The sequence below is a fragment of the Spirosoma sp. SC4-14 genome (assembly GCF_037201965.1).
In the GTDB taxonomy this organism is placed as follows: domain Bacteria; phylum Bacteroidota; class Bacteroidia; order Cytophagales; family Spirosomataceae; genus Spirosoma.
The window spans coordinates 3,495,592-3,521,459 of the sequence record NZ_CP147518.1; the positions used below are offsets into that span (position 1 = coordinate 3,495,592).

Genomic DNA, 25,868 nt, shown 5'->3' on the forward strand with positions numbered 1-25,868 from the left:
GGTTTTAAAAATCTTTTAGGTCTATTTATCAAGCCAAACCCCAAAATTATTGACAAATAACCGGCGAATTACTTCGTAAATGCCTGCTACTGTGTATATTCCCTGCGGAATATTAACCTGAACGTATTTATGAAGCATCGACTACTTATTCTGCTTGGGCTTGTTTCGATGGCAGCCCAGGCGCAACCTACTTTCTCTATTTCATTTCCGGCCAGCCAAAGCAAAACCCCGCTCGATGGACGCGTATTGTTAATTCTGTCGAAAACCGACAAGCCCGAACCGCGCTCGCAGGTGAGCGACGCTGTAGAAACCGCCCAATTATTTGGGGTTGATGTTAATGGTCTGCAACCTGGTCAGGGAGCAATGATTGATGCCCGTGTTATGGGCTACCCGAAACGTAGTTTGAACGATGTTGCCCCTGGTGACTATTACGTGCAGGCCGTACTGCATAAATACGAAACCTTTAAACGGGGCGATGGCCATACGGTAAAGTTACCCATGGATCGGGGCGAAGGGCAAAACTGGCGCACAGCTCCCGGCAATCTGTTTAGTAAACCGCAAAAAATAACGCTTAAAGCGGGCCAGAAGCAACCATTTACGGTGGTAATGGACCAGGTTAACCCCACACTGCCTGAGCCGAAAGACACTAAATTTGTCAAACACATTAAAATTCAGAGCAAACGCCTAACCGAATTCTGGGGGCGTCCGATGTATCTGGGGGCGCATGTGCTCATCCCCGCCGGTTTCGATGAACACCCCGAAGCCCGATATCCGCTCTGCATTTTTCATGGCCATTTCCCGTCCGATTTTTCGGGATTTAGTGAGACACCACCACCTGCCAGCATGGATACAACCGACTACATCGAACGGTTTCATGTGTATGGCTATAAAAAAATTGTAGCACAGGAAGCCTACGATTTTTACAAAAAATGGACAAGCAAGGATTTTCCCCGGATGCTGATCGTGGAAATTCAGCACGCTAATCCGTATTACGATGATTCGTATGCCGTGAATTCCGAAAATCTGGGACCCTACGGCGATGCGATCATGTATGAACTCCTGCCCGAAATCGAAAAACGATTCCGGGGAATTGGTCAGGGCTGGGCACGATTCACCTACGGAGGTTCAACAGGGGGCTGGGAGGCACTGGCTGCACAGGTTTTTTATCCAGACGAATTTAACGGTTGTTTTGCGGCTTGTCCAGACCCCATTGCATTCGATGCCTATACTGTATTTAACCTTTACAAAGACAAGAATGCCTATTATGCCGAAGGGCCCTTTCGGCGGACTCCCCGGCCTGGCCAGCGAAATTATCTGGGACAGGTAAAAGTAACGATGGCAGAAACCAACCATCGCGAACTGGTTATTGGAACTCATACTCGCTCCGGCGACCAGTTCGATATTTGGGAAGCGGTTTACTCGCCGGTTGGGTCAGATGGTTATCCAAAACGGGTCTGGAATAAACTCACGGGCGAGATCGATTCTACTGTGGCAAATTATTGGCGGGAGCATTATGACCTGATGCACATCCTACGGCGCGACTGGAAAACCCTTGGTCCGAAGGTGGCTGGCAAAATTCATATCTATTGTGGCGATATGGATAACTACTATCTTAACAACGCGGTCTATCTGATGGAAGATTTTCTGAAGAGCGTGCAGAACCCTCCTGCCCAGAGCGAAGTGGCTTACGGCGACCGCGCCGAGCATTGCTGGAATGGCGATCCGACTCAGCCTAACTACATCAGTCGCCTTCGCTACAATACGATGTATGTCGACAAAATACTGAAACGCATCGAAGCGAACCATCCCGAAGGGGCCGATCTGAAAAGCTGGAGGTATTGAGTTTATAGTTTACGGTTACTCTGCTTAGGAAGGAGGTATGCAAGCAGGCAGAGCAACCGTAAACTGAACCCTTACAATGAAGTCAGGAATGCCATTGTATCGATGCCATCGGCATAATCGCTGAGACCAGGGCATTGGGTTTTGCCAAACGGAATACTGTTCGAATGCCATCCCTGCGCAGAGGCCACTACCTGAATGCGTTCGGCTCGCTCATTGAGCCACTGATTGGCGTTGGCCTGCGTCTTATACGTTTGATAGTAAACAACAGACACCGGCGAAACAAGGCCGTCGTTTTCTGTCAGCAATAAGTAGCCATTGTCCAGGTGAGGAACAGCATTGATGAGATAAATAGACTTATTATAATCGTAGTTGTTCTGATACTTATGGTTATTGAGATACGTAGTTACCTGAGGTTCCAACGCTCGTAGAAGGGGTGTAAAATCATACTCATCAGGAACCAGCAGAGTCGATACATTGCGGCAACCGAGCCCATAATAGTCTGAAATATCATGTCCCAGCTTTAAAAACTCGTCGTCGTTTTCCTCTCCCATCAGCAGGCCAACGGAGGTACGGTTCTTACGAATGATGCTGGGTTTCTTCGAAAAGTAATAGTCGAAATAACGAGCCGTATTGTTGCTGCCTGTAGCGATATAAGCATCTGCTATATTAATTCGGTCGGCTTCTTCGATTAATTCTGTAAACTCAGGATTAATCTCTTTTATTTTTTGTATTAAATAATGAATAAGTACAAAATCCTGGCTACTGAGCTTTGCCAGCAGTTTATGCCCACTGATTAATACAGACAGCAAATCGTGGAAACCAACGGCCGGAATGTTACCCGCCATCACCACGCCGACGGTGCGGGGAGTTTGTGGCTCAGCAGGGTAATTGGTTAGCCAGCCGTTTAAATTTTGTTCGGATAAAAACTCAGTGGCGATAGCCGACAGGGCTTTTTTTGTGTTCTCAGGCGTAAACCAGTTATTCTTGTGATAGGCCCGAAGGGAAATTTCTTCTAATTCGGGCTGGGCTTTGTCGGAGCGAAGAAAATCACCCAGAGCCACGAACGTTTGAATGCGTTCTGATTGAAGCATGAACTAAATAAACAAATGGAATACCCCATCAACTAATATAATGAAGTTTTAGTTTGCCCCTAACCTTTAAATAGTTATATTTGTTGTTCAATTCAGGAAGATAAACAAGTATCGCCTATAAATTTGTACTGCTCATGGCAATCATGATCACCGACGAGTGCATCAACTGTGGTGCCTGCGAACCCGAATGCCCCAATACAGCTATCTACGAAGGTGGGGTCGAATGGACCTGGGGTGGAGGAACCGAACTGACCGAAGTTGATTTCGGCGATGGTACGGTGGTTAGCGGCAAATCGCCACAAGCACCAGTCTCCAATGAGTTTTACTACATCGTAAGTGATAAATGCACAGAGTGTATGGGCTTTCATGAAGAACCGCAGTGTGCGGCTGTATGCCCGGTCGATTGCTGTGTACCTGATCCAGACCATGTAGAAGACGAAGATACCTTACTGGCCAAAAAAGCATGGCTGCACGCTGAGGTGTAAATTCAGCCATACTTTCCCGTAAAAAGCCCAACCGGTTGCCGGTTGGGCTTTTTGTATTTTTACTGGTATAGGAAAAACAACATTTTAAAAAAAATGCAAAAAATAAAATTTGGTCAAAAGTCATTGTGGCCAAATAAAATAAAATGAATAAAAATTACTTCAAATAGGGTATTATGCTTGTAAATAGTAGAACATTTTAAATAAAATAGCATAAAATTTGGAAAATCACTGTGTTTTTAAAGAAGATCTCTTGTGTGAAATAAATTATATGATAAAATTTGTCCCCGGTTAAACTACAATTTGCTGATTTACTCCACCAAATAAAAAGCATGAGAAAAGCAATTTTACTTCTTAGTTCTTTGTTTACCGGATTAGGCGCATATGCGCAGGATTCGACATCTGCTACTCCAGGGAAATTTACCTTTTCTGGGTACATGGATACCTACTACTGGGGAAACTTCAATAACCCAAAGAGCCAGTCGAACCTGGGGTTAAATGGATCGGGTCCAGGCAACGCACGCGCTTTTGATCAGAAAGCTGGTCAGTTTGGAATTGGGTTAGTACAGGCGAAAGCGATGTATACGGCCGACAAAGTTGATGCGGTTATCGATCTGACATTTGGGCCTTTTGCTGATCTGGGTAACTATGGTAACTACCTCGGCCCGCTGGGTGGTGGGTCAACGGCACTGACCATTAAGCAGGCATACATCGTTTTTAAAGCTACCCCAAAACTATCGTTTACCGCCGGGCAGTTTGGTACCCATATCGGTTACGAAGTAATTGATGCTCCTGTTAACTATAACTACTCACTATCAAACCTCTTTAACAACGGACCCTTCTATCACATCGGTCTGAAAGGTCAGTATACCTTCAGCGACCGGGCTTACTTAATGTTGGGAGTTGTGAACAACGTCGATAACCTGTACGACAACAACAAGAAAAAGGGATTAATCGGACAGTTCTTCTTTTCGCCCGTATCGAACTGGAACGTTTACCTGAACGCAATTGCTTCCAACGAAGCCTCGCAGGATGTAAATGGTGTGAAAGCTGATGATGCCAGCTATATGCTGTTTGACCTGACCACTACCTATCAGATTACCGATAAGTTCTTTCTGGGCCTGAACGCGGCAACCGGTTCGCAAAAAGGTGATTACCAGGGAGTAGGTGGCCCTTCTACATCCAAAACCTGGGGTGGCGTTGCGGTCTATACCAACTATGCCTTTACCGATAAATTTGGTCTGGGTCTTCGTTATGAAACGTTCGACAATAAAAGCGGTGTCCGTGGACTAACCGATGCCGCTGGCAATGGCGCTAGTGTTAATTCGATTACGATTACTGGCAATATTACCGCAGCCGACGGCCATGTATTGCTGAAGCCAGAATTCCGTCTGGACAGCTATTCGGCCGATAAGTTTGAGAAAAATGATGGATCGCTTACGCCATCGCAGGCTACCCTGGGTATGGCTGCCATCTTCAAATTTTAACCTGTGAAAGTCCCCCGTTTTCTTAACCAATTTTTATAATTCAGTACAACAAAAACCCCTCAATTATCATGCAAAAGCCAAATTACATTCCCCTGGTGCTGCTGGGAGTGGTTGCCGTACTTGGCATACTTCCTGGGTTTAATGGTGTTCCAACCCAAATCGTGACCGAAGGTATCGATACAGGCGACACGGCCTGGATGATGGTAGCTACTGCGCTTGTTTTGTTAATGACTCCGGGTCTGGCGTATTTCTACGGCGGTATGGTCAATAACAAAAATGTGATTTCAACGATGCTTCAGAGCTTCATTGCGATGGGGGTCATTAGTGTGTTGTGGGTCGTTGTTGGCTTTAGCCTGGCCTTTGGTACGTCGATTGGTGGCTTTGTTGGTAACCCAATGGACCACTTTATGTTCAAAGGTGTACTGGATGGCAAACCCTGGTCACTGGCTTCTACCATTCCGCTGGTTGTATTTGCATTCTTTCAACTGAAATTTGCGGTGATCACTCCGGCTCTGGTAACCGGTTCGATGGCCGAGCGTATCAATTTTCGCTCATACGTATTGTTCATGATCCTGTTTAGCCTGTTCGTGTATGCTCCGCTGGCACACATGACCTGGCATCCAGAAGGATTCCTGTTCAAACTGGGTGTACTCGATTTTGCCGGTGGTACGGTTGTACACATGTCGGCTGGTTGGGCAGCACTGGCTGGTGCTTTATACCTGAAGCGCCGTAAGTCGCACCTGGAAGCCAGCTATTTCCCACCTGCCAACATTCCATTCGTATTGCTTGGCACGGGTCTGCTGTGGTTTGGCTGGTTCGGTTTCAATGCGGGTTCGGCAGTGGGCGCTTCGCCGTTGGCTGCTTCGGCTTTCGCGACTACTAATACGGCGGCTGCGGCTGCTGGTTTGGCCTGGGTATTATTCGATGCGGCTAAAGGTAAAAAAGTATCGGCTCTTGGCTTCTGTATCGGTGCAGTAGTTGGTCTGGTTGCCATTACGCCTGCCGCTGGTTTCGTTACAATTCCGACTTCTATCTTCATCGGTACGGTTGCTTCTATAATTTCGAACTACATTGCTCACCTGCGCTCGAAATCAACGCTCGACGATACGCTCGACGTGTTCCCCTGCCACGGTGTTGGTGGTATGGTAGGTATGGTAATGACGGGTATTTTCGCAAGCAAAAATGTTAACTCGGCCGTTGCTGATGAAGGGCTTGCCTTTGGTGAAACTACCCTGTTTATCAATCACATGATTGCGCTGGTTGCGGTTTCAGTATTTGCCTTCGCCATGTCGTATATCTTACTGAAAGTGACCGATATGATTCTGCCACTGCGCGTGTCGGAAGAAGATGAGAAATCGGGTCTGGATGTAAGCCAGCACGACGAGTTTCTGATCGAAGCTTAAGATACGACAGCAGAGCCACAGGCACCCTGTCTGGTCGTAATGTCCAGCAGCTTTACTGTGGTTTTGTTGTACTCATGGAGCCGTCCCCACTTGGGGGCGGTTTCCTGCTTTTTGGCAGTTTCAGCAGTCTTTCTCTGAGTATTGTCGTGGGCTGGAGAATCGAAAGGTCAAAAAAACCAATGACAATATCTTTTTGTGTCCTATTGTCCTACCAGGGCCAGTTGCTTTCCTGACGGATCAATCGCCAAATTGGGTGGCGATTGGCCAAAGGTTATTGGAGAAACAGACAGGGTAGTGGCTGTGGCGATTGTTCTGATTACCAGCCTTGAATAACGAAATGGATTCGATGAATTTTTGCGGAAGGCCATGCTGTTTTCTGGTGAAATTATTGTAAGGTTGTATTCGGGAAATGGCTTACTGGCAGTTTGCGCTCTACGGTAAATTGCCAAAAAAACGGCTTTTTGCCAACAACCCGTAACTTTTTGAGTTCTAGCAATATGCAACCCGTAACCATGACTCCACCCCGCAATAAGGTAGACTCCTTTGAGTCGCCGGACTTTTATTGCCTGGACGATCTTCTAATGGCTGAGCACAAACTGGTGCGCTCGGCTGTCCGCGATTTTGTAAAGCGAGAAATTACACCCATCATTGAAGAACAGGCGCAGAAGGCTGAATTTCCTGTGCAGCTTGTGCCCAAATTTGGCAAGATAGGCGTATTCGGTGCTACCATTCCGGCCGAACTGGGTGGTGGCGGACTCGACCAGATTTCCTATGGACTGATGCTACAGGAAATTGAACGGGGCGACTCGGGTATGCGATCATGCGTGTCGGTTCAGAACTCGCTGGTCATGTATCCGATTTTTACGTTTGGCTCCGAAGAACAGAAGAAAAAATACCTGCCACGTCTGTCGAAGGGTGAGTTTCTGGGTTGTTTTGGCCTAACCGAAGCGAACCATGGTTCAGATCCGGGCGGTATGGAAACTAACTTTATTGAGCGTAGTGATTATTATCTGCTCAACGGATCGAAACTTTGGATTACCAATGGTCCCTTTGCTGATATTGCGCTCGTATGGGCAAAAAACGATCAGGGTAAAATACGATGTCTCATTGTTGAGCGAGGTATGGAGGGATTCTGTACCAACGAAATTCCCAACAAATGGTCTCTGCGGGCCAGCAGCACCGGTGAGTTAGTCTTTCAGGATGTACGTGTGCCCAAAGAGAATATGCTACCTGAAGCGTTTGGTCTGAAGAGCGCGCTCAAATGCCTGGACCAGGCCCGATATGGCATTGCCTGGGGATCGCTCGGGGCCGCCATGGAATGCTACGAAGTTGCCCGGCGTTATGCACTTGAGCGAATCCAGTTTAACAAACCAATTGCCAGTTTTCAGTTGGTGCAAAAAAAGCTGGCCGAAATGCTGACCGATATTACCCAGGCGCAACTGCTTTGCTGGAGACTGGGTATGCTGAAAAACGAGGATAAGGCTACTAACGCTCAGATTTCGCTGGCTAAACGAAACAATATCGAAATGGCACTTCGTGTAGCCCGCGATGCGCGTCAGATTCTGGGAGCCATGGGTATTTCGGGCGAATACCCCATTATGCGCCATCTGATGAACCTCGAATCGGTGAGTACATATGAAGGCACACACGATATTCACCTGCTGATTCTGGGAGCAGCCATTACGGGCATACCTGCCTATAAATGAATGCAATAATTATAAGCCTAAAAGGTCTAAATGACCTTTTAGGCGTTGATCATTAGGGTTGTTTACCGGGCAGGGGCAATTAATCGAACGAATAGTCGAGTGTGATTGTAGCGTGCTGGCCCTTCAGGGCAATACAGGTTCCTGTCCCGACAAGCCCCGTTAATTGTCCTGTTGCACTACCACGAATGATTGTCAGATCGGCGCGGGCTACTCCTTTGTCGTAAGTGCCATAGCCATGCAGAACAAAACTGCCTGTGTGGTTACCAAGCCTGCCAATAACGCGTTCCATAACAATAAAAGTGCAGCAATCGGGATGCTGATACATCATTAGGTATTCTTCCCAGCTTTCGCCTTCAATATCTCCTTCGATTACATTCGTAACGCGCGATTGAGTGAGTTTAGGAGCCCCTTCCAGCTCATCGTAGGGGGCTTCTTTCCAGGTTTTGTAAATTCGTCGGGCAACAGCCAGCATCGTGTTTGGGGAGATCGTGTGCTAAAAAGTAGGCGCAACGCTAGTCAACGCCAATCTGAATTTCAGTAATGTTGTTTTCGGGCTGAGTCATATCCCAGAAGCTGTAAACCTCCCGGCATACGCTGGTTAACTTATGGCCTGCCTGCTGAATGTGATTGAGTAGGGGTGGATAGGCAGAACCAAGCGTTTCCCAGGAACCGTAATGAATGGTTCCAACGTAGCGAAAAGGCTTGTAGTGCTTAAAAGACGCACCGTGGGGCTCACCATTGATTCGGTTGACCGGCAGGGCAATTTCGAGCCAGAACCGATGATCGGGATCTGAATTGACGCCAACGTAAGTCCAGTGGACAGATCCGGTAACGTTGAGAGCAAGCCGAACCGCTTCATTATACAACGTATCGGCCGAAAACTGATGAAGCTCTTTCAGGGTTGTTTCTGCACTAAAGCAGAGCACCGTCATGGGGGGAGCCTGTTTGATTTCCATTGCGATGTGAAAATTGACAATTACATCACAAAGAAAAAACAGTCCACTGACAGCCGTATGTCAGTAGTGAATTGGGAAGTTGGCCGATTGCTAGTAATCTTCCGAAAAAACGTTCATATAATGTTCCCGTAACTCTTCGGTGAGGGACTGAATAATCGTAAGTAGCGAGTCGGGCTGCTCAATCGTAACGGTAGTTCCATACGAAAGCAGCCAGCGGGCAAGGCCTTCCAGATAGGGCGTATTCAACTGCATCCGAACTTTATCTCCTAAATCTTCTTCAGCTACAAAGCCCCAGGAATATTTCTGATCCTGAAGAAAACGGGCTACTTTCTTGTTGAAAACCAGTGTCACATTCACCAGCGGTCTGTCGGGGCTGCGGTGTTCGCGATCGATGTATTCCTGCAATGACAACCGTTCGTGACGGGGGAATTTTTGTCCGGTATCGGTGAGTGAGCGAATCCGGTCGAGTCGGAAATCCCGGTAGTCCTGACGTGTTTGACAAAAGGCAATCAGGTGCCAGGTCATGCTATAGTGATATAAACCAACCGGTTCCACTTGTCGCTGGGTTTCGGTGTCATTATAGAGCGAATGATAGCGAAGATCGAGCACATGGTGGCGGGCAATCGCCTGTTGAATGGTCGTTAGTAGCCCATCGGCATAGGCTGGCCGGGTTCCGAACTGTGAAACGCCGACATTGGGGGCCAGATCGTCGAGATGTTCCTGGTCGGTTCGTTTGAGTACTGACTTGATTTTGAATAGTGCCGATTCAAACTCTGTTTTAACGGAATCGTCGGTCCATTTCTCGATGAGTTTAGCGCCAATCAGCAGCGAACTGGCTTCGGTAGTGGTGAACATGACGGGGGGCAAATGATAGTCGGTCAGGAAATAGCCGACACCCGCTTCAGCCCCAATAGGCACCCCTGCTTCTTCCAGCGAACGAACATCGCGGTAAACCGTGCGCAGACTAATACCAAACCGTTCGGCTAGTTCCTGGGCTCGAACAACACGTTTGGTTTGCAGATGAATCAGAATGGCAGTCAGACGATCAAGGCGGTTCATAAGGACGAACAAACGCAGATTCTGTCGAAAAACAAAGCATATTGGCAAGAATCAATTATCCGACACGACAAAAACCGATTGGCTGCTATGACCGCCTTTTTGGGTGATAACAACGAAATAAAGCTCATCGATTAGCCGGGCCGAAGAACTAACCAGTTTAATTTCATGGGTGGTGCCGTCGTAATCGATTATTTTTCGCCAGGATAGGCCATTGTCTGCTGAAACCATCAGGAGCGATCGGGTAGAACTGGCAATACTGTTGTGCAATACGGCCCATAACTCCACCTGGCCATTGGTTTGCTTCCGTCTGACAATATCCATAACCGGACTACGGCGGTATGGATCCGGAATTACCTGTTTCGTAAAAACAGAGCCATCCTGAGTCGTAACAAGAAAGTTGGTTCCGCCCAAATAGTCTGATCCCAAAAATACGGTACCATTTAACTCAGTCATAGATAGGTAGCCACCCATCTGGTAATGAGACTTATTGAGCCGGTGCCAGCCATCGTTCTGGCCATTAGCGGCCTGGTCGAGCCGGGATAGGCTCCGATTACACCAAATCTGCTTTTTATTATCGCCATCGGTTAAAATCAATGCGTTTAGAAACAGACTGTATTTTACCAGATGGACGTGTTTGTTGACGCCATCGCGAATAAGAAAATCGGTTTTCTGCCAGGCCTGCCCTTCGTTGGCCGCGTAATAGACATGCGCCAGATTTTGCCAGGACTTTTGCTCCCGGACAACTCCATATTCGCCCAGCAGAAGCCGCCCATCGGGTAGTTCGGTCATGCCATTATTGAATAGAAAATAGCTGCTGGTACTGCTAAGCGTTAGCACCTGCTCAAATGATTTGCCTTTATCGGTACTTCTATAAAGTTGGCCTTGACAGCATACATAAAGATGACTTCGTGCTGATAAGTAGATTGACTGAATGGGATGGGTAAATTGATAGCATATGTGAATGGAGTGGTTGACATCGGAAAGGCTATACAACGAAAAATCGTTACCAAACAGGCATCCCCAAACTTGGCCAGAGGAGTTTTGTAGGCGCATTCGCCAGGGGTGGAGTGCCTTCCTGATCCGAACCGAGGTAATAGTATCGACGGAATCGGACGATGAATTCAGAAAAACTGGCGTATGGTCGGTGAAGGTAAGGTACCGATTAGTTTGAAAGAGACCCAGCCGGTGCTTGATTTCCCAGCGCAGATAAGAAATCAGTTCCCGCCATTTGTCGGCCTGGTATACATTACGCAGAAAGCGATACCAATGGGTAGGTGTCAGTGCATACGGATTATTGAAGAATGAACGGTGGTGTGATGATAGGTCCATAGTTAACGTGCTTATGGGGGTAATCAGGCGGCAGGTTGCGGCCTTCTGCACAGTTAATAGGCTGGGTTGGTAAAAGGTGAATAGAAAATTGGTAACTTGAACATAAAACTACGAGATACAGTATGAATTCTGCTGAGCCCCTTGTTCGCAATAACCGCCATCATCATCGGTTCGAGCTGGAGATCGATGGTAAACTCTCTATAATTGCTTATCAGGACATCGACGACCAGACCCTTGCTGTGGTGCATACCGAAGTGGATCGTAGTCTGGAAGGAAAAGGCGTTGGTTCGCGATTAGTTGCTGGTATGCTGAGCTATGTTGAGAGTCACGATCTGAAAATTGTGCCGCTCTGTCCCTTCGTTGCTGCTTATCTGGAACGGCATCCCGAATGGAGCCATGTCGTTTCCACGGAGTATTCGGTTAATGATTTTTGAGGGGTGTCTTTTTGGGGAACCTGGGTGAGCGGATTGGAGAGATTCGGGCTTTATATTTAACCGCTTTCCATATATCCAGAAAAAGGGCTGGAAAAATAGAGAGGCCAACACTATAGTATGTTCCGTTGAAGTTTTGCTGAATGTCGGTCTGAAATACAGAATAACGGTACCCAATCTGACCGCTCAGGCCTACCCAGCGGGTGGCTTTCCATTGGGTATAAACGCCCAGTTGTATGGGTACAAAAAAATCGCGTTTCGTTCGGTCGATGGGCGATTCCTGGCGCAGATCGATCGGTAATGCATAGGCAATGCCTCCGCCAATTTCGGCGGGTACGCTAATAGTCCAGCGGTTGTTATTTTTGAGATTCCACCAATACAGCAGGTTCACAAACCATAGATCGGTGCGGGTATAATAGCCAAGATTAATTCGTTTGGCCGCATTTCGTCGCCAGTCAATCAATCGCAGATAGGTTGCGTAACTCAACCAGTAATAGCCAAGAGTAAGCTGGTGTCGTTTCTTGCCAAACTGAATGCCACCATTTACGCCCCAAACATTGACAGGCTGTTGTTGCAGAAAGGAATTTCGAAAGTCGAGGTTGAAAGCAGGGCGAATAAGTGCACGTACATGCCTGTCCGAGTCGGTCGGAGTAAGGGAATCGACTGGAGTCTGAATCAGCAAACAGGCTAGCAATAACGTCTGTATCATAATGCTGATTTAACTCAAAAACAGGTTATCGGGTTAAATCAATGACTGAATTGTTGAGAATGGGGCTCCTGGGGGTGGGTAGCGTTTCGTTTCTGTTCTTCCCGTAGCTGCCGGGTTGTTTTTCGGGAGCCATCAGGGCTCCAGCCCGGAGGGCCAAAGAGATAGCCCACCGCATTTCTGAATGAACCAGCCTTACTCAGATCCCGGCCAATATCGGCCCATTCATGAAACGCAATTCGTACCGGATTATGTGAATCGATATTTTTGGTCAGCCCATAGGTTGGGCGGTTGCGTTCGGGTTCGAACGTACCGAACATACGATCCCAAATGATTAGCACACCCGCATGATTTTTGTCGAGATAATCCAGGTCGGAGCCATGATGGACCCGATGATGGGAGGGCGTGTTGAAAATATACTCGATCGGTGCCGGAAATTTATTGATCAGTTCGGTATGAATCCAAAACTGATAGAGTAGGCTGATGGCCTGCATAGTCATAACCGCAACCGGCGAAAAGCCCACCAAAGGGAGCCAAACCCAGAAAATAAATGCACCACTGAGGTTACCAGTCCAGGTTTGGCGTAGCGCCGTGCCGAGGTTGTATTTCATGGATGAGTGGTGTACTACGTGCGATGCCCAGAAATAGCGGCTACTATGACTAATCCGGTGAAACCAGTAGTAACTGAAATCGTCGGCAAAAAAAAGCAGCACCCATGCCCACCACTGGGTCATATCGATCGTAAACAGCCGAACCTGATACACCAGCGAATAAGCACCAAACACAATCACTTTTCCGACAATGCCAATAATAACATTGCCAATTCCCATCGACAGGCTACTGGCCGTGTCTTTGGCATTGTAATAATCCTTTTGCTGAATGGCCGTTACTATCACTTCAGCAACGAGCAGAATAACAAAGCCCGGTATTGCATACTGAATCAGATCCTTCATGTTTTTTCTGTGTTCAGTGCAAATTAGTGATTTTGTTAGCTTTATTCAAGATACTTACTCGGTCCAGCCCTGGGCCTGGCTTATGCGGATGAGGTCGACCAGGCTATTGATACCTAACTTAAGATAAATGTTTTTGCGGTGACTTTTTACGGTTTCGTAGGCAATGCAAAGATCGTTAGCAATCTGTTCTGCATTTTTGCCAGCAACTAACGCTCGGATCACTTCTTTTTCGCGCCGGGTGAGCAGAAAACCTTTCACGAAATCGTCGGACGATTCGGGGAACTTCTGAAGTTTCGGGTCAAAAAAGCGGCCTCCTTCCAGCACCGTCTGAATTCCATTGATTAGTACTTGAGATGGAGAGTCTTTCAGCAGGTAACCTTCCAAGCCCAGGGATTGAGCTTCGGCTACGAAATGAGCATGGTTGTACATGGTTACCAGCATGATTTTCAGCCGGGATACCTGCTGACGAAGCATACGGGCCGCTTCGAGCCCGTTCAGATTGGGTAAGTTGATGTCTAACAAAAGCAGTTCGGGCGAGTGAGCCTGAATAGTATACAGTAGATCGGCTCCGTCGAAAACCTGCCAGATATGGCCAAACAGAGGCCGTAGCATACTGGCTACTGCATCGTTGAACATTCGGTGATCATCGGCGATCAGGATTTTTCCCTGAGACGAACTCATATGGAATTTCAACAAGCGTGGTGGTTCCCTGCTCTGAGGTATCAGTCTGCCAGCGGGCGTTAAGATAATTGACTCTTGAAGATATATTTTTTAATCCAATTCCTGTCTGCTGGGTATTATTTTTTGCCGATTGATTGCCAATACCGTCATCTTCTACCATGAGCGTCAGGTTATCGGTATGAAACAGCAATTGGACCTGTACTTGTTGAGCCTGAGCGTGTTTTTGAGCATTGTGAACGAGTTCTGATACAATTCGATACGCATTCAGTTCAATTTCGGGAGCCAGCCGTTTGGGGGCGCCGAAGGTTGAAAACCGAAACCGGGCATCGTTTAGCGAATTCATCAGTTGCTGCACACTTCCTACCAGGCCCTGGCGTTCGAAATCGGGCGGCATCAGGTTGTGGGCAATGCTACGGATTTTATCGCTAGCCTTGGCCGTAATTTTTCGAATGCCCTGAATGGTTTGATGTAATTCGTTGACCGAGTTGCTTTGCAAACTTAGCTCTAGTTGGTGATTGATCGTGGCAATAACGCCACCGAGGTCATCGTGTAGATCGGCCGCAATTCGCTGGCGCTCGGTGTCCTGGGTAATTATAACTTCCTGTTGGATTATGTTTAACTGAAGCAGTATGGTTTCGCGTTCGTTTATTGCTTGCCGGATGGTGCCTATGCCAAGCACAATGATTTCGAATAAGGGAGCATAATACCGGAAATAGTAATGCCAGTTCTGGGCCGTAATGAGATTGGAGCTTGCTAAAACCCGGATAAAAACAATAAACAATAAGGGTACGATTGCAACCAAATAAAGCGCTGCTTCCTTACTGCCCCGTTGTTTACTAATCAGTAAACTAAGAAAAACAAACACAGGGATTAATCCATTTATAAAGAGCGAAATCTCCGCCATTGCGTTTGTAAATGGGTTGACAATTAGAAGGAAAAGCCAGATGGCGAGCAAGGCAACAAGACTATAATGAGTCCGTAAAAGCCAATTCGGTAAACGCTTGATAGGCTTATATATATACTGTTTTGTGAATAGTAAATTGGCTAACCAGCTTAATGAAACACCAATTGCGTAGGATTTCAGGGCATTGAAAGGGGCGGGAGCATAATGGGCCAGAAAACCTTCGGCTGTCAGGTCATACATTGCCGTACCGATTGCATGTATTGCATAAAAAAGCCATAGAGTGTTCCGAAGGAATATAAATACGAGCAGGCCGACCAAACCAACAAAAATCAGGATAGTAGCTGAAACTAAAAAAGCAGTAGTTTCTTTGGTGGCACGAATGTCAAATGCTGTCCGATCCCAGACGGAAATAGGGGTAATCAGCGTGCCATTTTTTTCCTGCGCCCGAATATAAGCGCGTACCGATTCACCAGGCTTTAACTCCAGTGGAAAGGCAAAGTAGCGCGACGGGACTTCCCGGCTCCAAAGAGGTGTTTGCCAGCTATAATGCTCAATCTGCTGGATTATTTTTCCATTCTTCAAAACATAAAAACTCATTTCATCGGCATACACAATATCGACTTCGACGGTAAGTTGCCTCGATTGAGTATCAACGTTTTGACAGCTAAAGGTTAGCCAGTGGACAAGTCCATCTGTGGCAAAGTTCGGTTGTTCTGTACGAGATAGTTGAAAACGACTGGTATCTAAGTCGTAAACGGACAACTGATTGGTCGAATCCGTGAAAATGGATAAACAGCCTGACAGATAGGAACTTTTGAATGTAGAGCCTATTTGTAGGCAGGGTTGTGCCTGACTCTCAAAAGAAGCTACAAAAAATATCAGCCACAGGAGACCCCTTCGCATACAGATCAGTGGTAAGGCACTGTCATTCATTTATTACTACAAAATAATGAGACATAAAGAGATTAAAAAAATCCCCCTCAAGGGGGATTGTCAGGGGAGGCTTCTCCAACGGAACTTTGTCGTGTTCAAATCACTATCCACACCTTTTTGGATAAAATCATTCATAATTATTCACTTAAAAACACCTTTTTTATGGAAAGTTTAGAGAAACCTAGCTACGAAATCAATATTGATTGGATGTGGTCACAGGAAGGAGCTTGCGGAAAGCCAGTTTGCTTGTTCTTTGTAGTTTGGCCGGTTAATCCAACTTTGGTGAGAGGCCCGTTATCAGCGCGTGACTGTGTACGGCAATCAATTTACTGGACAGTAAATAATGGAAGGCCAGACATTGGGATAAGATGGTTAATGGCTGGACAAGCACATAATGGTGCAGCCCAATTGGATTTGCTCCAACATGCTCCCCAGGCATTAGCCTATGCTATTCGTACTTATAGTGCTCAATTTGCTGTGAGTGAGGAAAAAATGATTGAATTTTCTCCCTCTGAAATTCTGTCTTTCCCAAAACAGGTAAACAATTTAGAACCTGCTTCTTGGGAAGATCTAATGGACATAGTAGAGGATGTGAAACCAATTGAGATAGCTATCCCAATCGACATTAAGTGAGAGTAGTTGTGTGTATTGTGCGTGGGCGGGGACGTGTTTTCTAAATACCATAGTTGAAAATCTTATTCATGACCAGGAGACTGTCGGCCTGAAAATCGATTGTATCGAAATCGACATCCCAGAAAGCAGTCCGCGAAAGATTGGGCCTTGATACATACTGATTCATCGACTGAATACGTTTTCGCAAATATGGTTAATCCATCGAAATTTAAAAGCCACCCCTTTTTAACGGTGTGGCTTTTAGTTTGCAAACAGGGTATGTACGGAATCTTACCGATTCATCGAAATCAGGAATTCTTCGTTGTTGCGCGTACCCCGCATGCGTTCGAGCAGAAAATCCATCGTTTCCATTGGGTTCATGTCGGCCATATGTTTACGCAAAATCCAGACACGTTGCAATGTTTCTTTGTCGAGCAGCAAATCTTCGCGACGTGTACCTGAAGCCAGTACATCGACCGCCGGATAAACCCGCTTGTTGGCCAGTTTCCGGTCGAGCTGGAGTTCCATGTTACCCGTGCCTTTGAATTCTTCAAAAATTACTTCGTCCATCTTGGAGCCGGTGTCGATCAGGGCTGTTGCGATAATGGTCAGCGAACCGCCATTTTCTACGTTCCGGGCAGCCCCGAAGAACCGCTTCGGACGGTGCAGCGCGTTGGCATCGACACCCCCCGACAGAATTTTACCCGACGAAGGAACAACCGTATTATAAGCACGGGCCAGGCGCGTAATGGAATCAAGCAGAATCACCACATCGTGTCCGCACTCGACCATGCGTTTGGCTTTTTCCAGTACCATGCTCGATACTTTCACATGCCGGTCGGCCTGTTCATCGAATGTCGACGAAATAACTTCGGCATTGACGCTGCGGGCCATATCCGTTACTTCTTCTGGCCGTTCGTCAATCAGCAGCACAATCAGATAAACCTCAGGGTGGTTTTTGGTAATGGCATTGGCAATTTCTTTGAGCAGTACTGTTTTGCCTGTTTTAGGCTGGGCAACAATCATACCGCGCTGGCCTTTTCCAATAGGAGCAAACAGATCCAAAATCCGTGACGAAAAATTTTCGGGCCGGTTGCTGAGGTGGAGTTGCTCTTCCGGAAACAGAGGAGTGAGGTACTCGAACGGAATCCGGTCGCGGATTTCTTCCGTTGTTTTTCCATTTACAGTCGAAACCCGAAGTAGGGCAAAGTATTTTTCGCCTTCTTTAGGTGGGCGGATTGCGCCCCGAACGGTGTCGCCGGTTTTCAGACCGAATAATTTAATCTGCGAAGGTGACACATAAATATCGTCGGGGCTGGCCAGGTAGTTGTAGTCGGCTGAACGGAGAAAGCCATAGCCGCCATCCTGCATAATTTCCAGAACACCTTCATTATCGATTATGCCATCGAACTCCCGGATGTGCTGATTATACTGCCGACGAATCCGATTCTGGTATTCCTGAGCGTCGCGAGTTGCCTGTTGAACCGGTGGCTGAGGTTGGGGTTGGGGTAATCCCTGGGGTGTTTCAGATGGCGTTTCCGGAGACTGAACCTCGTTCATGGGCACGGTAGACTCACCCGCCGATTGCATATTGCCTGCATTATCTTCTGAAATGACGGTAGGAGTCATGAATTCTTCATCCGATTGACTACCCAGTGTCAGCGCGGTTTCGTCGGTTACGGCGCGGTGTGTACGAGGGCGTTGTTCACGAAAACCACGCTCTTGACCACCAGTATCGCGTGGGCTAAATTCGCGACGAGGATTGGCATTGTCGCGCTGACCTCGATCCGAATTGCCTGGCTCCCGAGAGTCCCGATTATTTTCTAACCGTGGCCGGTTGCCAGCGTCGCGCGAGCCTGATTGAGACGTATCGGGACGCTGATTACGTTGACGGTTACCATCGGGACGGGCGTTATTAGTACGGTCGTTCCGTTGTTGACCTGGTTCGTTGGTTCGGAATGACGGATTTGAGCGGTCGCGACTGGTTTCGTTCCGGTTACGTACAACTGTATTCGTCACTTCGGCCCGCTCTTCTGCCGGAGCCGGAGCTTCGGTTGGCGATGGTGTTGGTTGAGGGGTTTCGGTTGCCAGCGGTTGAGTATCAGTAGGAAAAGAGCCTGGTGCTGTTTCAATAGGCGTTGTTTCCGGAACTGTAGTCATGCCATCTTCTGGAGTGGGAGCCGGAATGTCGGCCGCATCGGCATCGCGCCGAACGCGTTGCCGTGTCCGTTGGCTAGGCGTTTTTTCGGCTGTTGCGGGCTTGCTGGGCTCGATTACCTCAGCAGGAGCGGGAGTAACGGCAGCCGTTTTGGTCCGGCGACTTCGGCGTGGAGATTCCTCAACAGGGGTTGTATCTTCAGGACCTGGCCGTTCCGATTGCAGCTTTAATATTTCGTATATGAGTTTTTCTTTCGTGAATTTGGCAATGTTACGGATGCCAAACTGCTCGGCAATAGGGTGAAGCTCCGAGAGAAGCTTCATATCTAATTCTTCTTTCTTTAACATAAGGTGCAGGTTATCAATAAACCTTAAAAAAGACCGTTGATACGGGAATAGTGAAAAAATGGGGCTTGATTGAGTGTAGGGGGGCAGTTTATCGGGCCGACTGGCTGTGACTGTATACGATGATCGATGAGATCGCTGGTTGCCAAATGAAACTAACCTGAAAAGTTCAGAATATGTGTGCTATGCTAATAAGTCAAAAATAAACAAGACGTAGTTTGCCTGATACAAACGTGGGAGTCTGGTGAGGCCAGACACGGTGGTTAATAAATTGGGTTGGAAAATCGGAAAATCCGTCGTAACTCTGAATTGCTACTAGGGAAGAATATTACCTGCCTGCAGGATTAATACAGACAAAGGTAACGAACAAATCCGGTTTTGTCAAGATAACGTTATTAATTGGAAAATGTTTCCCTTATTTTATTCGATTATGCGATGGATAGCTGGTTATTCGCTATCTATAGCTATTATCAATACTAATCTACAACAGAAATATCAGATTGTTGCATAGTGAACTAAATAATCCTTAAAAATCCTTAAAAAGGCAGTATTTAACAATGGTTGCACCCGAAACTGTCGTTACCTTTCGGGTACGATCAGGAAACGAGTGTGCATACTCACCAATACGTACTAATGAATCTTGTTATTGATTGGGGAAATTCAAGCCTTAAAGTTGGATGGTTCGACGACGATACGTTGCTGGAAACCCGGCATTATGAGAAGGTTCAGGATCTGATGGCCGAGCTGGCCCTACGAAATACAACCAACAAATCACTGGCTCACATTCTGGTTTCGTCAACAAGTCGTTCGGCTACAGACATTCAGGCTCAACTGATTCGTGCTGATTGCGAGGTGTGGGTGCTGGATTCGGGGAGCCCTGTTCCAATTTATAAGGACTACGATACCCCCCATACACTCGGAACGGACCGAATTGCGGCCGCTGTTGGAGCCACGGCTTTGTTTCCTGAACAGGATTGTTTGGTTATCGATCTGGGTACCTGCATGACTGCTGATTTGGTTGTGAGTGGAACTGTTTTTCGGGGCGGATTGATTTCGCCCGGATTGCGAATGCGGTTCCGGGCGATGCATGAACAGACAGCCCGGTTGCCTTTGGTTGATCTGGCTGAAGATTGGCCAGTACTGACAGCCCGAACTACGCGGGATGCTATGCAAAGTGGAGTTATGAATGGAATGCTGTTTGAAATCAATGGCCTCATTGACCAATATCGTCTGGAATACCCGAATCTGGTGATTTTGGTATGTGGGGGCGATGCTCCAGTTTTTGAAAGTCGTTTGAAACAGCCGATATTTGCAGTGCCGGAATTGGTGCTGGTGGGATTGAATCGAATTTTACGCTATAATGTTGAGAATTTACACGCGGATAAGCCGGGTACTATGTATTAGTTTGCTGGCCACTGCCGCGACGTCGCCGATAGTGCTGAGCCAGGGATTAGGTAGCTCACCGTATTCAGCACTGGGTCTTGGAGAACTCTACCCACTGGGTAATGCTACCAATATTGGAATGGGCGGAATTGGAATCAGTAATGCCAGTCCATTCTATCTGAATCTGCAAAATCCGGCTTTGCTCGGAAGCCGGCCACCCTATACGGTGTTTGAAGTTGGTCTGGTTGGGCAGTCGCAGGTGCTTAGCCAGAATGCCGGGAATTCGAACCTGGTACAACGCAATTTCGGCGGCAATCTGGGTTATCTGGCACTGGCTTTTCCAGCCAGCTCGCGCTGGAGTATGTCGCTGAACCTCAGGCCTTATACGTACGTAAATTATTCGCTTACACAGACTGATCTGTTTCCAGAAGGCACATCGGCTGTTAGGTATAATTATACGGGGAAAGGTGGCTTAAACAAGGCATCCTTTGCAACAGGTTACCGCTTTTTCAAGAATTTGTATTTCGGTTTCGAGGCCTCGTTCCTGTTCGGTAATATTACTTACTCTTCCGATTCACGGATAATTATTAGCCAGATTGGCATTACGGATCCAAATAGCGTTGTTACCCAGCTAAGCCGAACGAACTATAAAGATGTTGTCTGGAAATTAGGGGCCGCCTGGCGCCCGAAACTAAGCGATAACTGGGTGCTAAACCTGGGAGCTACCTATGATCCCCAAATGCGGGTAAAGGCGAGCCAGACCGAAATTTATCAGGAAACAACAAATGCAGGGCTTAACCTGGGAGCGGCCGATACGTTGCGTAATAACTCGGCGGGGCATGCAACGCTGCCAGAGCAGCTTCATTTTGGGGTTAGTCTGGAACGGCTGAACCGCTTTCTGGTTGGGGTCGATGTCGGTTTTCAGAAGTGGGGGCAATACAGAACTGTCGATAACAAAGCAGGTAATCTGAACGATGGTATGACAGTTGCAACGGGTCTGGAATATACGCCCAAGCCTACGTCGAACAAATATACCGACCTGATCACATATCGGGCTGGTTTTCAGTATAATCAAATGCCCTATAAGCTGCTGGGCAATCAGATTAACGATGTTAACGTAAGCGCTGGGGTATCGCTGCCTGTTGGGGCTTATTATGTTAACCATATCACCTTATCGCTGGTGGGTGGGCAACGTGGTGTCCTGACCGGGCATCAGATTCGGGAACAGTATGTACGGATTGCTTTAGGATTCTCATTGACCGACCGCTGGTTCAGAAAACCAGTGATTGATTAAATGGTTTGAAAACTTACCCGATCGCCGTCGTGTTATGCTGATAGCATCCACATAGCTTACCCAATGAATCTGAGTCGTTTATTAGTTGTTTTGCCCATTTTTCTGCTGAGCGTATGGCTGAGTGGCTGTGGTGAACCGAAAACGGGCAAAAAAGTAGAGCCATACCAGGGGCCAATCGAAGAAATCAACGATGTTCGATTGCTATATAGTGAGGCCGCAAAACTGAAAGTTAAGTTAACAACAGCCAAACAGTATCGCTATCTGAACGATAACCGAAAATACCCCAAGCCAGTAAATATCATTTTTTATGGCCCTGGTGGCGAGGAGGTTACTACGCTCGTTTCTGATTCGGGCCGCTACGACAAAGCCAAAGACCTGTATACGGTTATGGGGCATGTTGTGGTTGTGAATAAGCAAAAACAGGAAAAATTATTGACTTCGGAGCTTAACTGGAATCCGGTTACCAAGAAAGTATTTACCGACAAACACGTTGCTGTTATCAGTCAGCTTTCCGGCGAAAAACTCTACGGGCTGGGGCTGGATGCGAACCAGGATTTTTCGCAGTACTCAATTCGAAAGCCAACAGGCGTGTTTAATATGGAAGGCGGCCCCGGTATTTAAATCAAAATAGTATTGTCCACAGAGGTACAGCGCTTTTTTCTTTGTGTTCTCTGTGGACAATAGTTTATAACGCTACTCGTGAGCACTTCCAGCCCTACTCACGGTGTTTGCATTTTTGCAGAATTGGTGTAACTGTCTTAACATCAGTAACTTTTGTTTCCCCTCCCCATTCGTTATACAGGTAAGTGGTTAGCTCAGCTACTTCCAGATCGCTAAGTTGAGGTTGAGCGGGCATCGGCCGATTGTAGGTTTTGCCATTAACAACGAGTGCCCCTTGATGACCATAACGAATCAGGCAAATCACATCCGATTTGTTGGTTAGGTAATCTGCTCCCGCAATAGGAGGGTATAAGGATGCCAGACCTTGCCCTTTGTTTTGGTGGCAGTTAGCGCATGTATTTTTATAAATTAAGATCCCCTCGGTAATATACCGCTGCCGTTTTATCTCCTGATCGTCCTGACAGGATATACTCCCCAAAAAAATAAGGACTACGAGGGATAACCCACTCCAAAATCGCATCATTGTTTATATTCGGCCAGTAGCCGGTCCATATCGTTCATCAATTTGCCGACCCCGGCTTCGGTTGTGCCATCATAAAGGCCCCGAATGTGTTTGTCTTTGTCAATCAGAATAAAGGCACCACTATGCACAACACCGCCAACTGCTGACGAATCCTGCTGTGCAGTTACCATATAACTGTTCTGGCCAATGTCGTAGATTTTTTCCCGGTCGCCGGTTACAAATAACCATTGGCGCCCCGTGATTCCTAAATTGTCTGCAAACTCTTTCAATACAGGTACCGTATCGTGTTCGGGGTCTATCGAATGCGAAAGTAAAGCAACATCAGGATTATTCTTATACTTTTCGTAGACTCGCTTAAGCTGTACTTTCATTTTCGGGCAAATGGTTGGGCATGACGTAAAGAAAAAATCGGCAACATAGATTTTGTTGGCGAAGGTTTTAGCCGTAACCGTATCGCCATACTGACTAAGAAAGTTGAAATCGGGAATCGTATGATAAACCGAATCTGTAACTAATTTGCCATCAACTGTTTTGAGTACTGCTTTGCGCTGACCCAGAATTGGCAATTTATCGCCCGATGAAGTACAACTCCAGCCTAGTATAGTCAGACCCGATAAAACGATCCAGGCATTAAGGTTTGGCCATAAACGTAGTCGCTTCAGAAAGGCTATTGTTGATTTTTGTTTTAACATCGGAGATTTGTTCTTTTTGCTGATCCAGGTAGCGGAGGGCATCTTTGGTCGACAAGCTGGCAATCGTATCATTTTTATATTGATCCATCCAGCGCATCATCAGGCTGTCAGCAACGTTCAAGTCTCTGACAATTCGTTGTGCCTGATCGCGCTCTTCGTCAAGGCGAAGAGTAGCTGTACCTGTTGCTTTTGCGCTGTCGAGCGAGGCAATTCGGGCTTTTACTACTTTCCGCATTTTCATGACATCGTCAATTAGCGGCATAATATCGTCATGAATGGCGAAAACATCATTTTCCGCTTGCCTGACAGTTTCTTCATCTGATTGATTACAAGCTACCCAAAGAAAGGCCAGACTGAAGATTCCGACAAGTTGTAAAATAGGCTTAAGCATAAAAACGGTAGGAAAACGAAAGAAACAGGAGGTAAATGAATGGCATATGCGCTATGGCTGAACAAACCGTCATGTCATAGCGCATACGTGTCATATATCATCTATTGGCAGTTGCCGTAGCGCGTTGTTTCAGAATTTCGCGGGCATTTTTTAGCGCGCTGGCCGAAGGATTTTTACCGCCAATCATCTGGGCTATTTCTGCAACCCGTTCGTCGAAAGTAAGTTTTTTAATTCGACTGACTGTTTTGGACGACGAATGATCCTTAAAGACGAAATAATGAGCATTACCCTGTCCGGCAATCTGATGCAAGTGTGTGATGGCGATGATTTGGTGGCTATGGGCCATATCACGCATCATGTTCCCCATCTTAATCGCTATTTCGCCCGAAACGCCTGTATCAATTTCATCGAAGATAATTGTCGGGAGCGAGCGCTTACTGGCCAGAATGTATTTTATGGCCATCATTAGCCTTGAAAACTCACCGCCTGATGCTACACTTTTCAGTTGCTGTGGTTTTATGCCTTTATTGGCACTGAACAGAAACGAAATGGTATCGATACCGGCCGGAGTTGGTTTACCAATTTCGGCCTGAATCAGCAGCGATGCATTAGGCATACCCAGCTCGTTCAGCAGGCTTTTAATTTCCGATTCGATGGGTTTAAGTACCATCTGCCTTGCATCGGAAAGAGCCTGGGCGCTACCCTGAAGCTTTGCCCTGGCAGCTTCGGTATTCATTTTGGCTTCTGTAAGCGCATCATCGAGGTTTAGCACCTTACTGACTTTTTGTTCGAGTTCGTCCCGTAAGGCAATCAGTGCCTGTACATTTTTTGCCTGGTGTTTATTCTGAAGCTGATAAATCAGATTGAGTCGTTCGCGAATGGTGTCCGCTCGGGTATCATCGATCTCAACCCGATCCTGTTCCGTGCTGATTTCGTCGGCCAGATCGCGAAGTTCAATCAAACTGCTTTGTGCTCGCTGTAGCAATTGCTCGTACTGGTCAGAAAGCTTGCTGATGTAGGTAAGGTTACTAACAGTTCCTTTTAAAAAATCGATGACCGATTGTTCGCTGTTATCCAGATATTCGTAGGCCAGTTGCAGTCGTTCCTTAATTTCCTCCGCATTTTCGAGTATGTTCAGTTCCTGTTCCAGGCTTTCCTGCTCATCGGGCTGCAATTGGGCTTTCACCAGTTCTTCATACAGGAAGTTATTATAGTCGAACTCCTTTCGCATGGCGGAAGCCTCCGATTGTAGTTGTTCATAAACCGATTTTGCCGACCGATAGGCCAGGTAGTCGATCCGATAGTGTTGCAAAAGTTCGTCGTCCTGAGCGTATGTATCGACTATTTCCAGTTGATATTCGTTTGAGCCAAGCAAAACCGAATCGTGCTGCGAATGAATATCCATCAGCTGGCTGGTTACGCGTCGAAGCGTTTCGAGATTAACGGGCGTATCATTAACAAAAGCTCTTGACTTTCCACTGACACTGATTTCCCGACGCACAATGCAGGTATCAGAAAAATCTAATTCTTCTTCATCGAAGATTCGTTCAATCTGATAGCCCGAAACGCTAAAAATACCTTCGATGATGCATTTTTTCTCCGGATCGTAGAGAGCCCTTGTATCGGCGCGATTGCCAAGTAAGAGGCCAATTGCCCCCAACATAATCGACTTTCCGGCCCCCGTTTCGCCCGTAATGATGTTTAGTTCACGATCGGGGGTGAGTTCAAGTTGATCGATCAGTGCGTAATTTTTTATCAGTAAATGCGATAGCATAGAAGAAGCGCTTACTTACAGAACAATGCCAGTGGGGGTGCGGTTCAAAAATACGGATGGATAGTTTGAATGAAAAATGCGTTTGGAGAAAGAAAAAACCTGGCCCCTTTAAG

25 protein-coding genes are annotated in these 25,868 nt (G+C 46.9%); 10 read left to right on the top strand and 15 right to left on the bottom strand.

The features are described from left to right. The first annotated feature begins 129 nt into the window (after positions 1–129). A complete protein-coding gene (locus WBJ53_RS14160) occupies positions 130–1,842 on the top strand; it encodes a hypothetical protein (protein WP_338876793.1) in 1,713 nt (570 codons plus the stop codon). 71 nt (positions 1,843–1,913) lie between these two features. Here WBJ53_RS14160 and WBJ53_RS14165 read toward each other — a convergent pair whose 3' ends face one another. Continuing rightward, positions 1,914–2,933: an acyl-CoA reductase gene (locus tag WBJ53_RS14165; RefSeq protein ID WP_338876794.1), complete on the bottom strand. Its 1,020-nt coding sequence runs from the start codon at positions 2,931–2,933 to the stop codon at positions 1,914–1,916. Positions 2,934–3,067: 134 nt separating this feature from the next. Here WBJ53_RS14165 and WBJ53_RS14170 point away from each other — a divergent pair, with 134 nt between their 5' ends. The 4 genes from WBJ53_RS14170 (at position 3,068) to WBJ53_RS14185 (ending at position 8,011) form a co-directional block, all read left to right on the top strand. Beyond that, positions 3,068–3,418: a 4Fe-4S dicluster domain-containing protein gene (locus WBJ53_RS14170; protein ID WP_338876795.1), complete on the top strand. Its 351-nt coding sequence runs from the start codon at positions 3,068–3,070 to the stop codon at positions 3,416–3,418. Between the two features lie 329 nt (positions 3,419–3,747). Continuing rightward, positions 3,748–4,902, top strand: a complete 1,155-nt coding sequence (locus WBJ53_RS14175) for a porin (RefSeq protein ID WP_338876796.1) — start codon at positions 3,748–3,750, stop codon at positions 4,900–4,902. Positions 4,903–4,970: 68 nt separating this feature from the next. Further along, on the top strand, positions 4,971–6,305 hold the full coding sequence (locus WBJ53_RS14180; RefSeq protein ID WP_338876797.1) for an ammonium transporter: 1,335 nt from the start codon (positions 4,971–4,973) through the stop codon (positions 6,303–6,305). A 497-nt stretch (positions 6,306–6,802) separates the two neighbouring features. Further along, entirely contained in the window at positions 6,803–8,011 is a 1,209-nt protein-coding gene (locus WBJ53_RS14185; protein ID WP_338877192.1) for an acyl-CoA dehydrogenase family protein, read from the top strand. Between the two features lie 79 nt (positions 8,012–8,090). Here the strand turns inward: WBJ53_RS14185 and WBJ53_RS14190 are convergent, their stop codons facing one another. The 4 genes from WBJ53_RS14190 to WBJ53_RS14205 all read right to left on the bottom strand — a co-directional run bounded on the left by WBJ53_RS14190 (position 8,091) and on the right by WBJ53_RS14205 (position 11,355). Then, positions 8,091–8,483 (bottom strand): DUF3224 domain-containing protein, encoded by a 393-nt coding sequence (locus tag WBJ53_RS14190; protein WP_338876798.1) that lies wholly within the window; start codon positions 8,481–8,483, stop codon positions 8,091–8,093. A 40-nt stretch (positions 8,484–8,523) separates the two neighbouring features. After that, positions 8,524–8,967: a GyrI-like domain-containing protein gene (locus WBJ53_RS14195; protein ID WP_338876799.1), complete on the bottom strand. Its 444-nt coding sequence runs from the start codon at positions 8,965–8,967 to the stop codon at positions 8,524–8,526. A gap of 90 nt (positions 8,968–9,057) precedes the next feature. Then, positions 9,058–10,026, bottom strand: a complete 969-nt coding sequence (locus tag WBJ53_RS14200; protein WP_338876800.1) for a YafY family protein — start codon at positions 10,024–10,026, stop codon at positions 9,058–9,060. A gap of 51 nt (positions 10,027–10,077) precedes the next feature. Continuing rightward, a complete protein-coding gene (locus WBJ53_RS14205) occupies positions 10,078–11,355 on the bottom strand; it encodes an exo-alpha-sialidase (protein ID WP_338876801.1) in 1,278 nt (425 codons plus the stop codon). 122 nt (positions 11,356–11,477) lie between these two features. On the opposite strand from WBJ53_RS14205, the gene WBJ53_RS14210 reads away from it, so the two are divergent. Further along, positions 11,478–11,789, top strand: coding sequence for a GNAT family N-acetyltransferase (locus WBJ53_RS14210; RefSeq protein WP_338876802.1), 312 nt, complete (start codon positions 11,478–11,480; stop codon positions 11,787–11,789). Here the strand turns inward: WBJ53_RS14210 and WBJ53_RS14215 are convergent. From WBJ53_RS14215 to WBJ53_RS14230, 4 genes are read right to left on the bottom strand one after another with little or no spacing between them, the layout of a single operon-like run. Beyond that, positions 11,776–12,495 carry a hypothetical protein gene (locus WBJ53_RS14215; protein ID WP_338876803.1) on the bottom strand — a complete coding sequence of 240 codons (720 nt, stop codon included), beginning with the start codon at positions 12,493–12,495 and terminating at the stop codon, positions 11,776–11,778. The two genes, WBJ53_RS14210 and WBJ53_RS14215, sit on opposite strands and share 14 nt — an antisense overlap. Before the next feature lie 38 nt (positions 12,496–12,533). Then, a complete protein-coding gene (locus WBJ53_RS14220; protein ID WP_338876804.1) occupies positions 12,534–13,445 on the bottom strand; it encodes a sterol desaturase family protein in 912 nt (303 codons plus the stop codon). Between the two features lie 54 nt (positions 13,446–13,499). Next, on the bottom strand, positions 13,500–14,126 hold the full coding sequence (locus WBJ53_RS14225) for a response regulator transcription factor (protein WP_338876805.1): 627 nt from the start codon (positions 14,124–14,126) through the stop codon (positions 13,500–13,502). After that, positions 14,089–15,792: a 7TM-DISM domain-containing protein gene (locus tag WBJ53_RS14230; protein ID WP_338876806.1), complete on the bottom strand. Its 1,704-nt coding sequence runs from the start codon at positions 15,790–15,792 to the stop codon at positions 14,089–14,091. Before WBJ53_RS14230 ends, WBJ53_RS14225 begins: the two co-directional genes overlap by 38 nt. A gap of 288 nt (positions 15,793–16,080) precedes the next feature. On the opposite strand from WBJ53_RS14230, the gene WBJ53_RS14235 reads away from it, so the two are divergent. Further along, entirely contained in the window at positions 16,081–16,596 is a 516-nt protein-coding gene (locus tag WBJ53_RS14235) for a hypothetical protein (protein WP_338876807.1), read from the top strand. 40 nt (positions 16,597–16,636) lie between these two features. On the opposite strand, the gene WBJ53_RS14240 is transcribed toward WBJ53_RS14235, so the two are convergent. After that, positions 16,637–16,783 (bottom strand): hypothetical protein, encoded by a 147-nt coding sequence (locus tag WBJ53_RS14240; protein WP_338876808.1) that lies wholly within the window; start codon positions 16,781–16,783, stop codon positions 16,637–16,639. 83 nt (positions 16,784–16,866) lie between these two features. After that, on the bottom strand, positions 16,867–19,080 hold the full coding sequence (gene rho, locus WBJ53_RS14245) for a transcription termination factor Rho (RefSeq protein ID WP_338876809.1): 2,214 nt from the start codon (positions 19,078–19,080) through the stop codon (positions 16,867–16,869). A 630-nt stretch (positions 19,081–19,710) separates the two neighbouring features. Here rho and WBJ53_RS14250 point away from each other — a divergent pair. The 3 genes from WBJ53_RS14250 (at position 19,711) to lptC (ending at position 22,375) form a co-directional block, all read left to right on the top strand. Beyond that, on the top strand, positions 19,711–20,481 hold the full coding sequence (locus WBJ53_RS14250) for a type III pantothenate kinase (protein ID WP_338876810.1): 771 nt from the start codon (positions 19,711–19,713) through the stop codon (positions 20,479–20,481). After that, on the top strand, positions 20,438–21,754 hold the full coding sequence (locus WBJ53_RS14255) for a hypothetical protein (protein WP_338876811.1): 1,317 nt from the start codon (positions 20,438–20,440) through the stop codon (positions 21,752–21,754). Before WBJ53_RS14250 ends, WBJ53_RS14255 begins: the two co-directional genes overlap by 44 nt. Before the next feature lie 63 nt (positions 21,755–21,817). Beyond that, on the top strand, positions 21,818–22,375 hold the full coding sequence (lptC, locus tag WBJ53_RS14260; protein ID WP_338876812.1) for an LPS export ABC transporter periplasmic protein LptC: 558 nt from the start codon (positions 21,818–21,820) through the stop codon (positions 22,373–22,375). 94 nt (positions 22,376–22,469) lie between these two features. On the opposite strand, the gene WBJ53_RS14265 is transcribed toward lptC, so the two are convergent. The 4 genes from WBJ53_RS14265 to recN all read right to left on the bottom strand — a co-directional run bounded on the left by WBJ53_RS14265 (position 22,470) and on the right by recN (position 25,755). Continuing rightward, the gene (locus WBJ53_RS14265) at positions 22,470–22,898 is read right to left on the bottom strand and encodes a c-type cytochrome (protein ID WP_338876813.1); all 429 of its coding nucleotides are present in this window, start codon (positions 22,896–22,898) and stop codon (positions 22,470–22,472) included. Further along, entirely contained in the window at positions 22,895–23,590 is a 696-nt protein-coding gene (locus WBJ53_RS14270; protein WP_338876814.1) for an SCO family protein, read from the bottom strand. The genes WBJ53_RS14265 and WBJ53_RS14270 overlap by 4 nt, the downstream gene beginning before the upstream one ends. Next, the gene (locus tag WBJ53_RS14275; protein WP_338876815.1) at positions 23,529–23,981 is read right to left on the bottom strand and encodes a viral A-type inclusion protein; all 453 of its coding nucleotides are present in this window, start codon (positions 23,979–23,981) and stop codon (positions 23,529–23,531) included. The genes WBJ53_RS14270 and WBJ53_RS14275 overlap by 62 nt, the downstream gene beginning before the upstream one ends. A gap of 97 nt (positions 23,982–24,078) precedes the next feature. Then, the gene (recN, locus tag WBJ53_RS14280) at positions 24,079–25,755 is read right to left on the bottom strand and encodes a DNA repair protein RecN (RefSeq protein WP_338876816.1); all 1,677 of its coding nucleotides are present in this window, start codon (positions 25,753–25,755) and stop codon (positions 24,079–24,081) included. Positions 25,756–25,868 lie beyond the last annotated feature (113 nt).

Coding starts and splice junctions, on each gene's coding strand:
- WBJ53_RS14165 (WP_338876794.1), bottom strand. CDS start 2,933: ATGCTTCAATCAGAACGCATTCAAACGTTCGTGGCTCTGGGTGATTTT.
- WBJ53_RS14190 (WP_338876798.1), bottom strand. CDS start 8,483: ATGCTGGCTGTTGCCCGACGAATTTACAAAACCTGGAAAGAAGCCCCC.
- WBJ53_RS14195 (WP_338876799.1), bottom strand. CDS start 8,967: ATGGAAATCAAACAGGCTCCCCCCATGACGGTGCTCTGCTTTAGTGCA.
- lptC (WP_338876812.1), top strand. CDS start 21,818: ATGAATCTGAGTCGTTTATTAGTTGTTTTGCCCATTTTTCTGCTGAGC.
- WBJ53_RS14215 (WP_338876803.1), bottom strand. CDS start 12,495: ATGATACAGACGTTATTGCTAGCCTGTTTGCTGATTCAGACTCCAGTC.
- WBJ53_RS14225 (WP_338876805.1), bottom strand. CDS start 14,126: ATGAGTTCGTCTCAGGGAAAAATCCTGATCGCCGATGATCACCGAATG.
- recN (WP_338876816.1), bottom strand. CDS start 25,755: ATGCTATCGCATTTACTGATAAAAAATTACGCACTGATCGATCAACTT.
- WBJ53_RS14205 (WP_338876801.1), bottom strand. CDS start 11,355: ATGGACCTATCATCACACCACCGTTCATTCTTCAATAATCCGTATGCA.
- WBJ53_RS14185 (WP_338877192.1), top strand. CDS start 6,803: ATGCAACCCGTAACCATGACTCCACCCCGCAATAAGGTAGACTCCTTT.
- WBJ53_RS14180 (WP_338876797.1), top strand. CDS start 4,971: ATGCAAAAGCCAAATTACATTCCCCTGGTGCTGCTGGGAGTGGTTGCC.
- WBJ53_RS14220 (WP_338876804.1), bottom strand. CDS start 13,445: ATGAAGGATCTGATTCAGTATGCAATACCGGGCTTTGTTATTCTGCTC.
- WBJ53_RS14175 (WP_338876796.1), top strand. CDS start 3,748: ATGAGAAAAGCAATTTTACTTCTTAGTTCTTTGTTTACCGGATTAGGC.
- WBJ53_RS14200 (WP_338876800.1), bottom strand. CDS start 10,026: ATGAACCGCCTTGATCGTCTGACTGCCATTCTGATTCATCTGCAAACC.
- rho (WP_338876809.1), bottom strand. CDS start 19,080: ATGTTAAAGAAAGAAGAATTAGATATGAAGCTTCTCTCGGAGCTTCAC.
- WBJ53_RS14250 (WP_338876810.1), top strand. CDS start 19,711: ATGAATCTTGTTATTGATTGGGGAAATTCAAGCCTTAAAGTTGGATGG.
- WBJ53_RS14265 (WP_338876813.1), bottom strand. CDS start 22,898: ATGATGCGATTTTGGAGTGGGTTATCCCTCGTAGTCCTTATTTTTTTG.
- WBJ53_RS14255 (WP_338876811.1), top strand. CDS start 20,438: ATGTTGAGAATTTACACGCGGATAAGCCGGGTACTATGTATTAGTTTG.
- WBJ53_RS14275 (WP_338876815.1), bottom strand. CDS start 23,981: ATGCTTAAGCCTATTTTACAACTTGTCGGAATCTTCAGTCTGGCCTTT.
- WBJ53_RS14160 (WP_338876793.1), top strand. CDS start 130: ATGAAGCATCGACTACTTATTCTGCTTGGGCTTGTTTCGATGGCAGCC.
- WBJ53_RS14210 (WP_338876802.1), top strand. CDS start 11,478: ATGAATTCTGCTGAGCCCCTTGTTCGCAATAACCGCCATCATCATCGG.
- WBJ53_RS14170 (WP_338876795.1), top strand. CDS start 3,068: ATGGCAATCATGATCACCGACGAGTGCATCAACTGTGGTGCCTGCGAA.
- WBJ53_RS14270 (WP_338876814.1), bottom strand. CDS start 23,590: ATGTTAAAACAAAAATCAACAATAGCCTTTCTGAAGCGACTACGTTTA.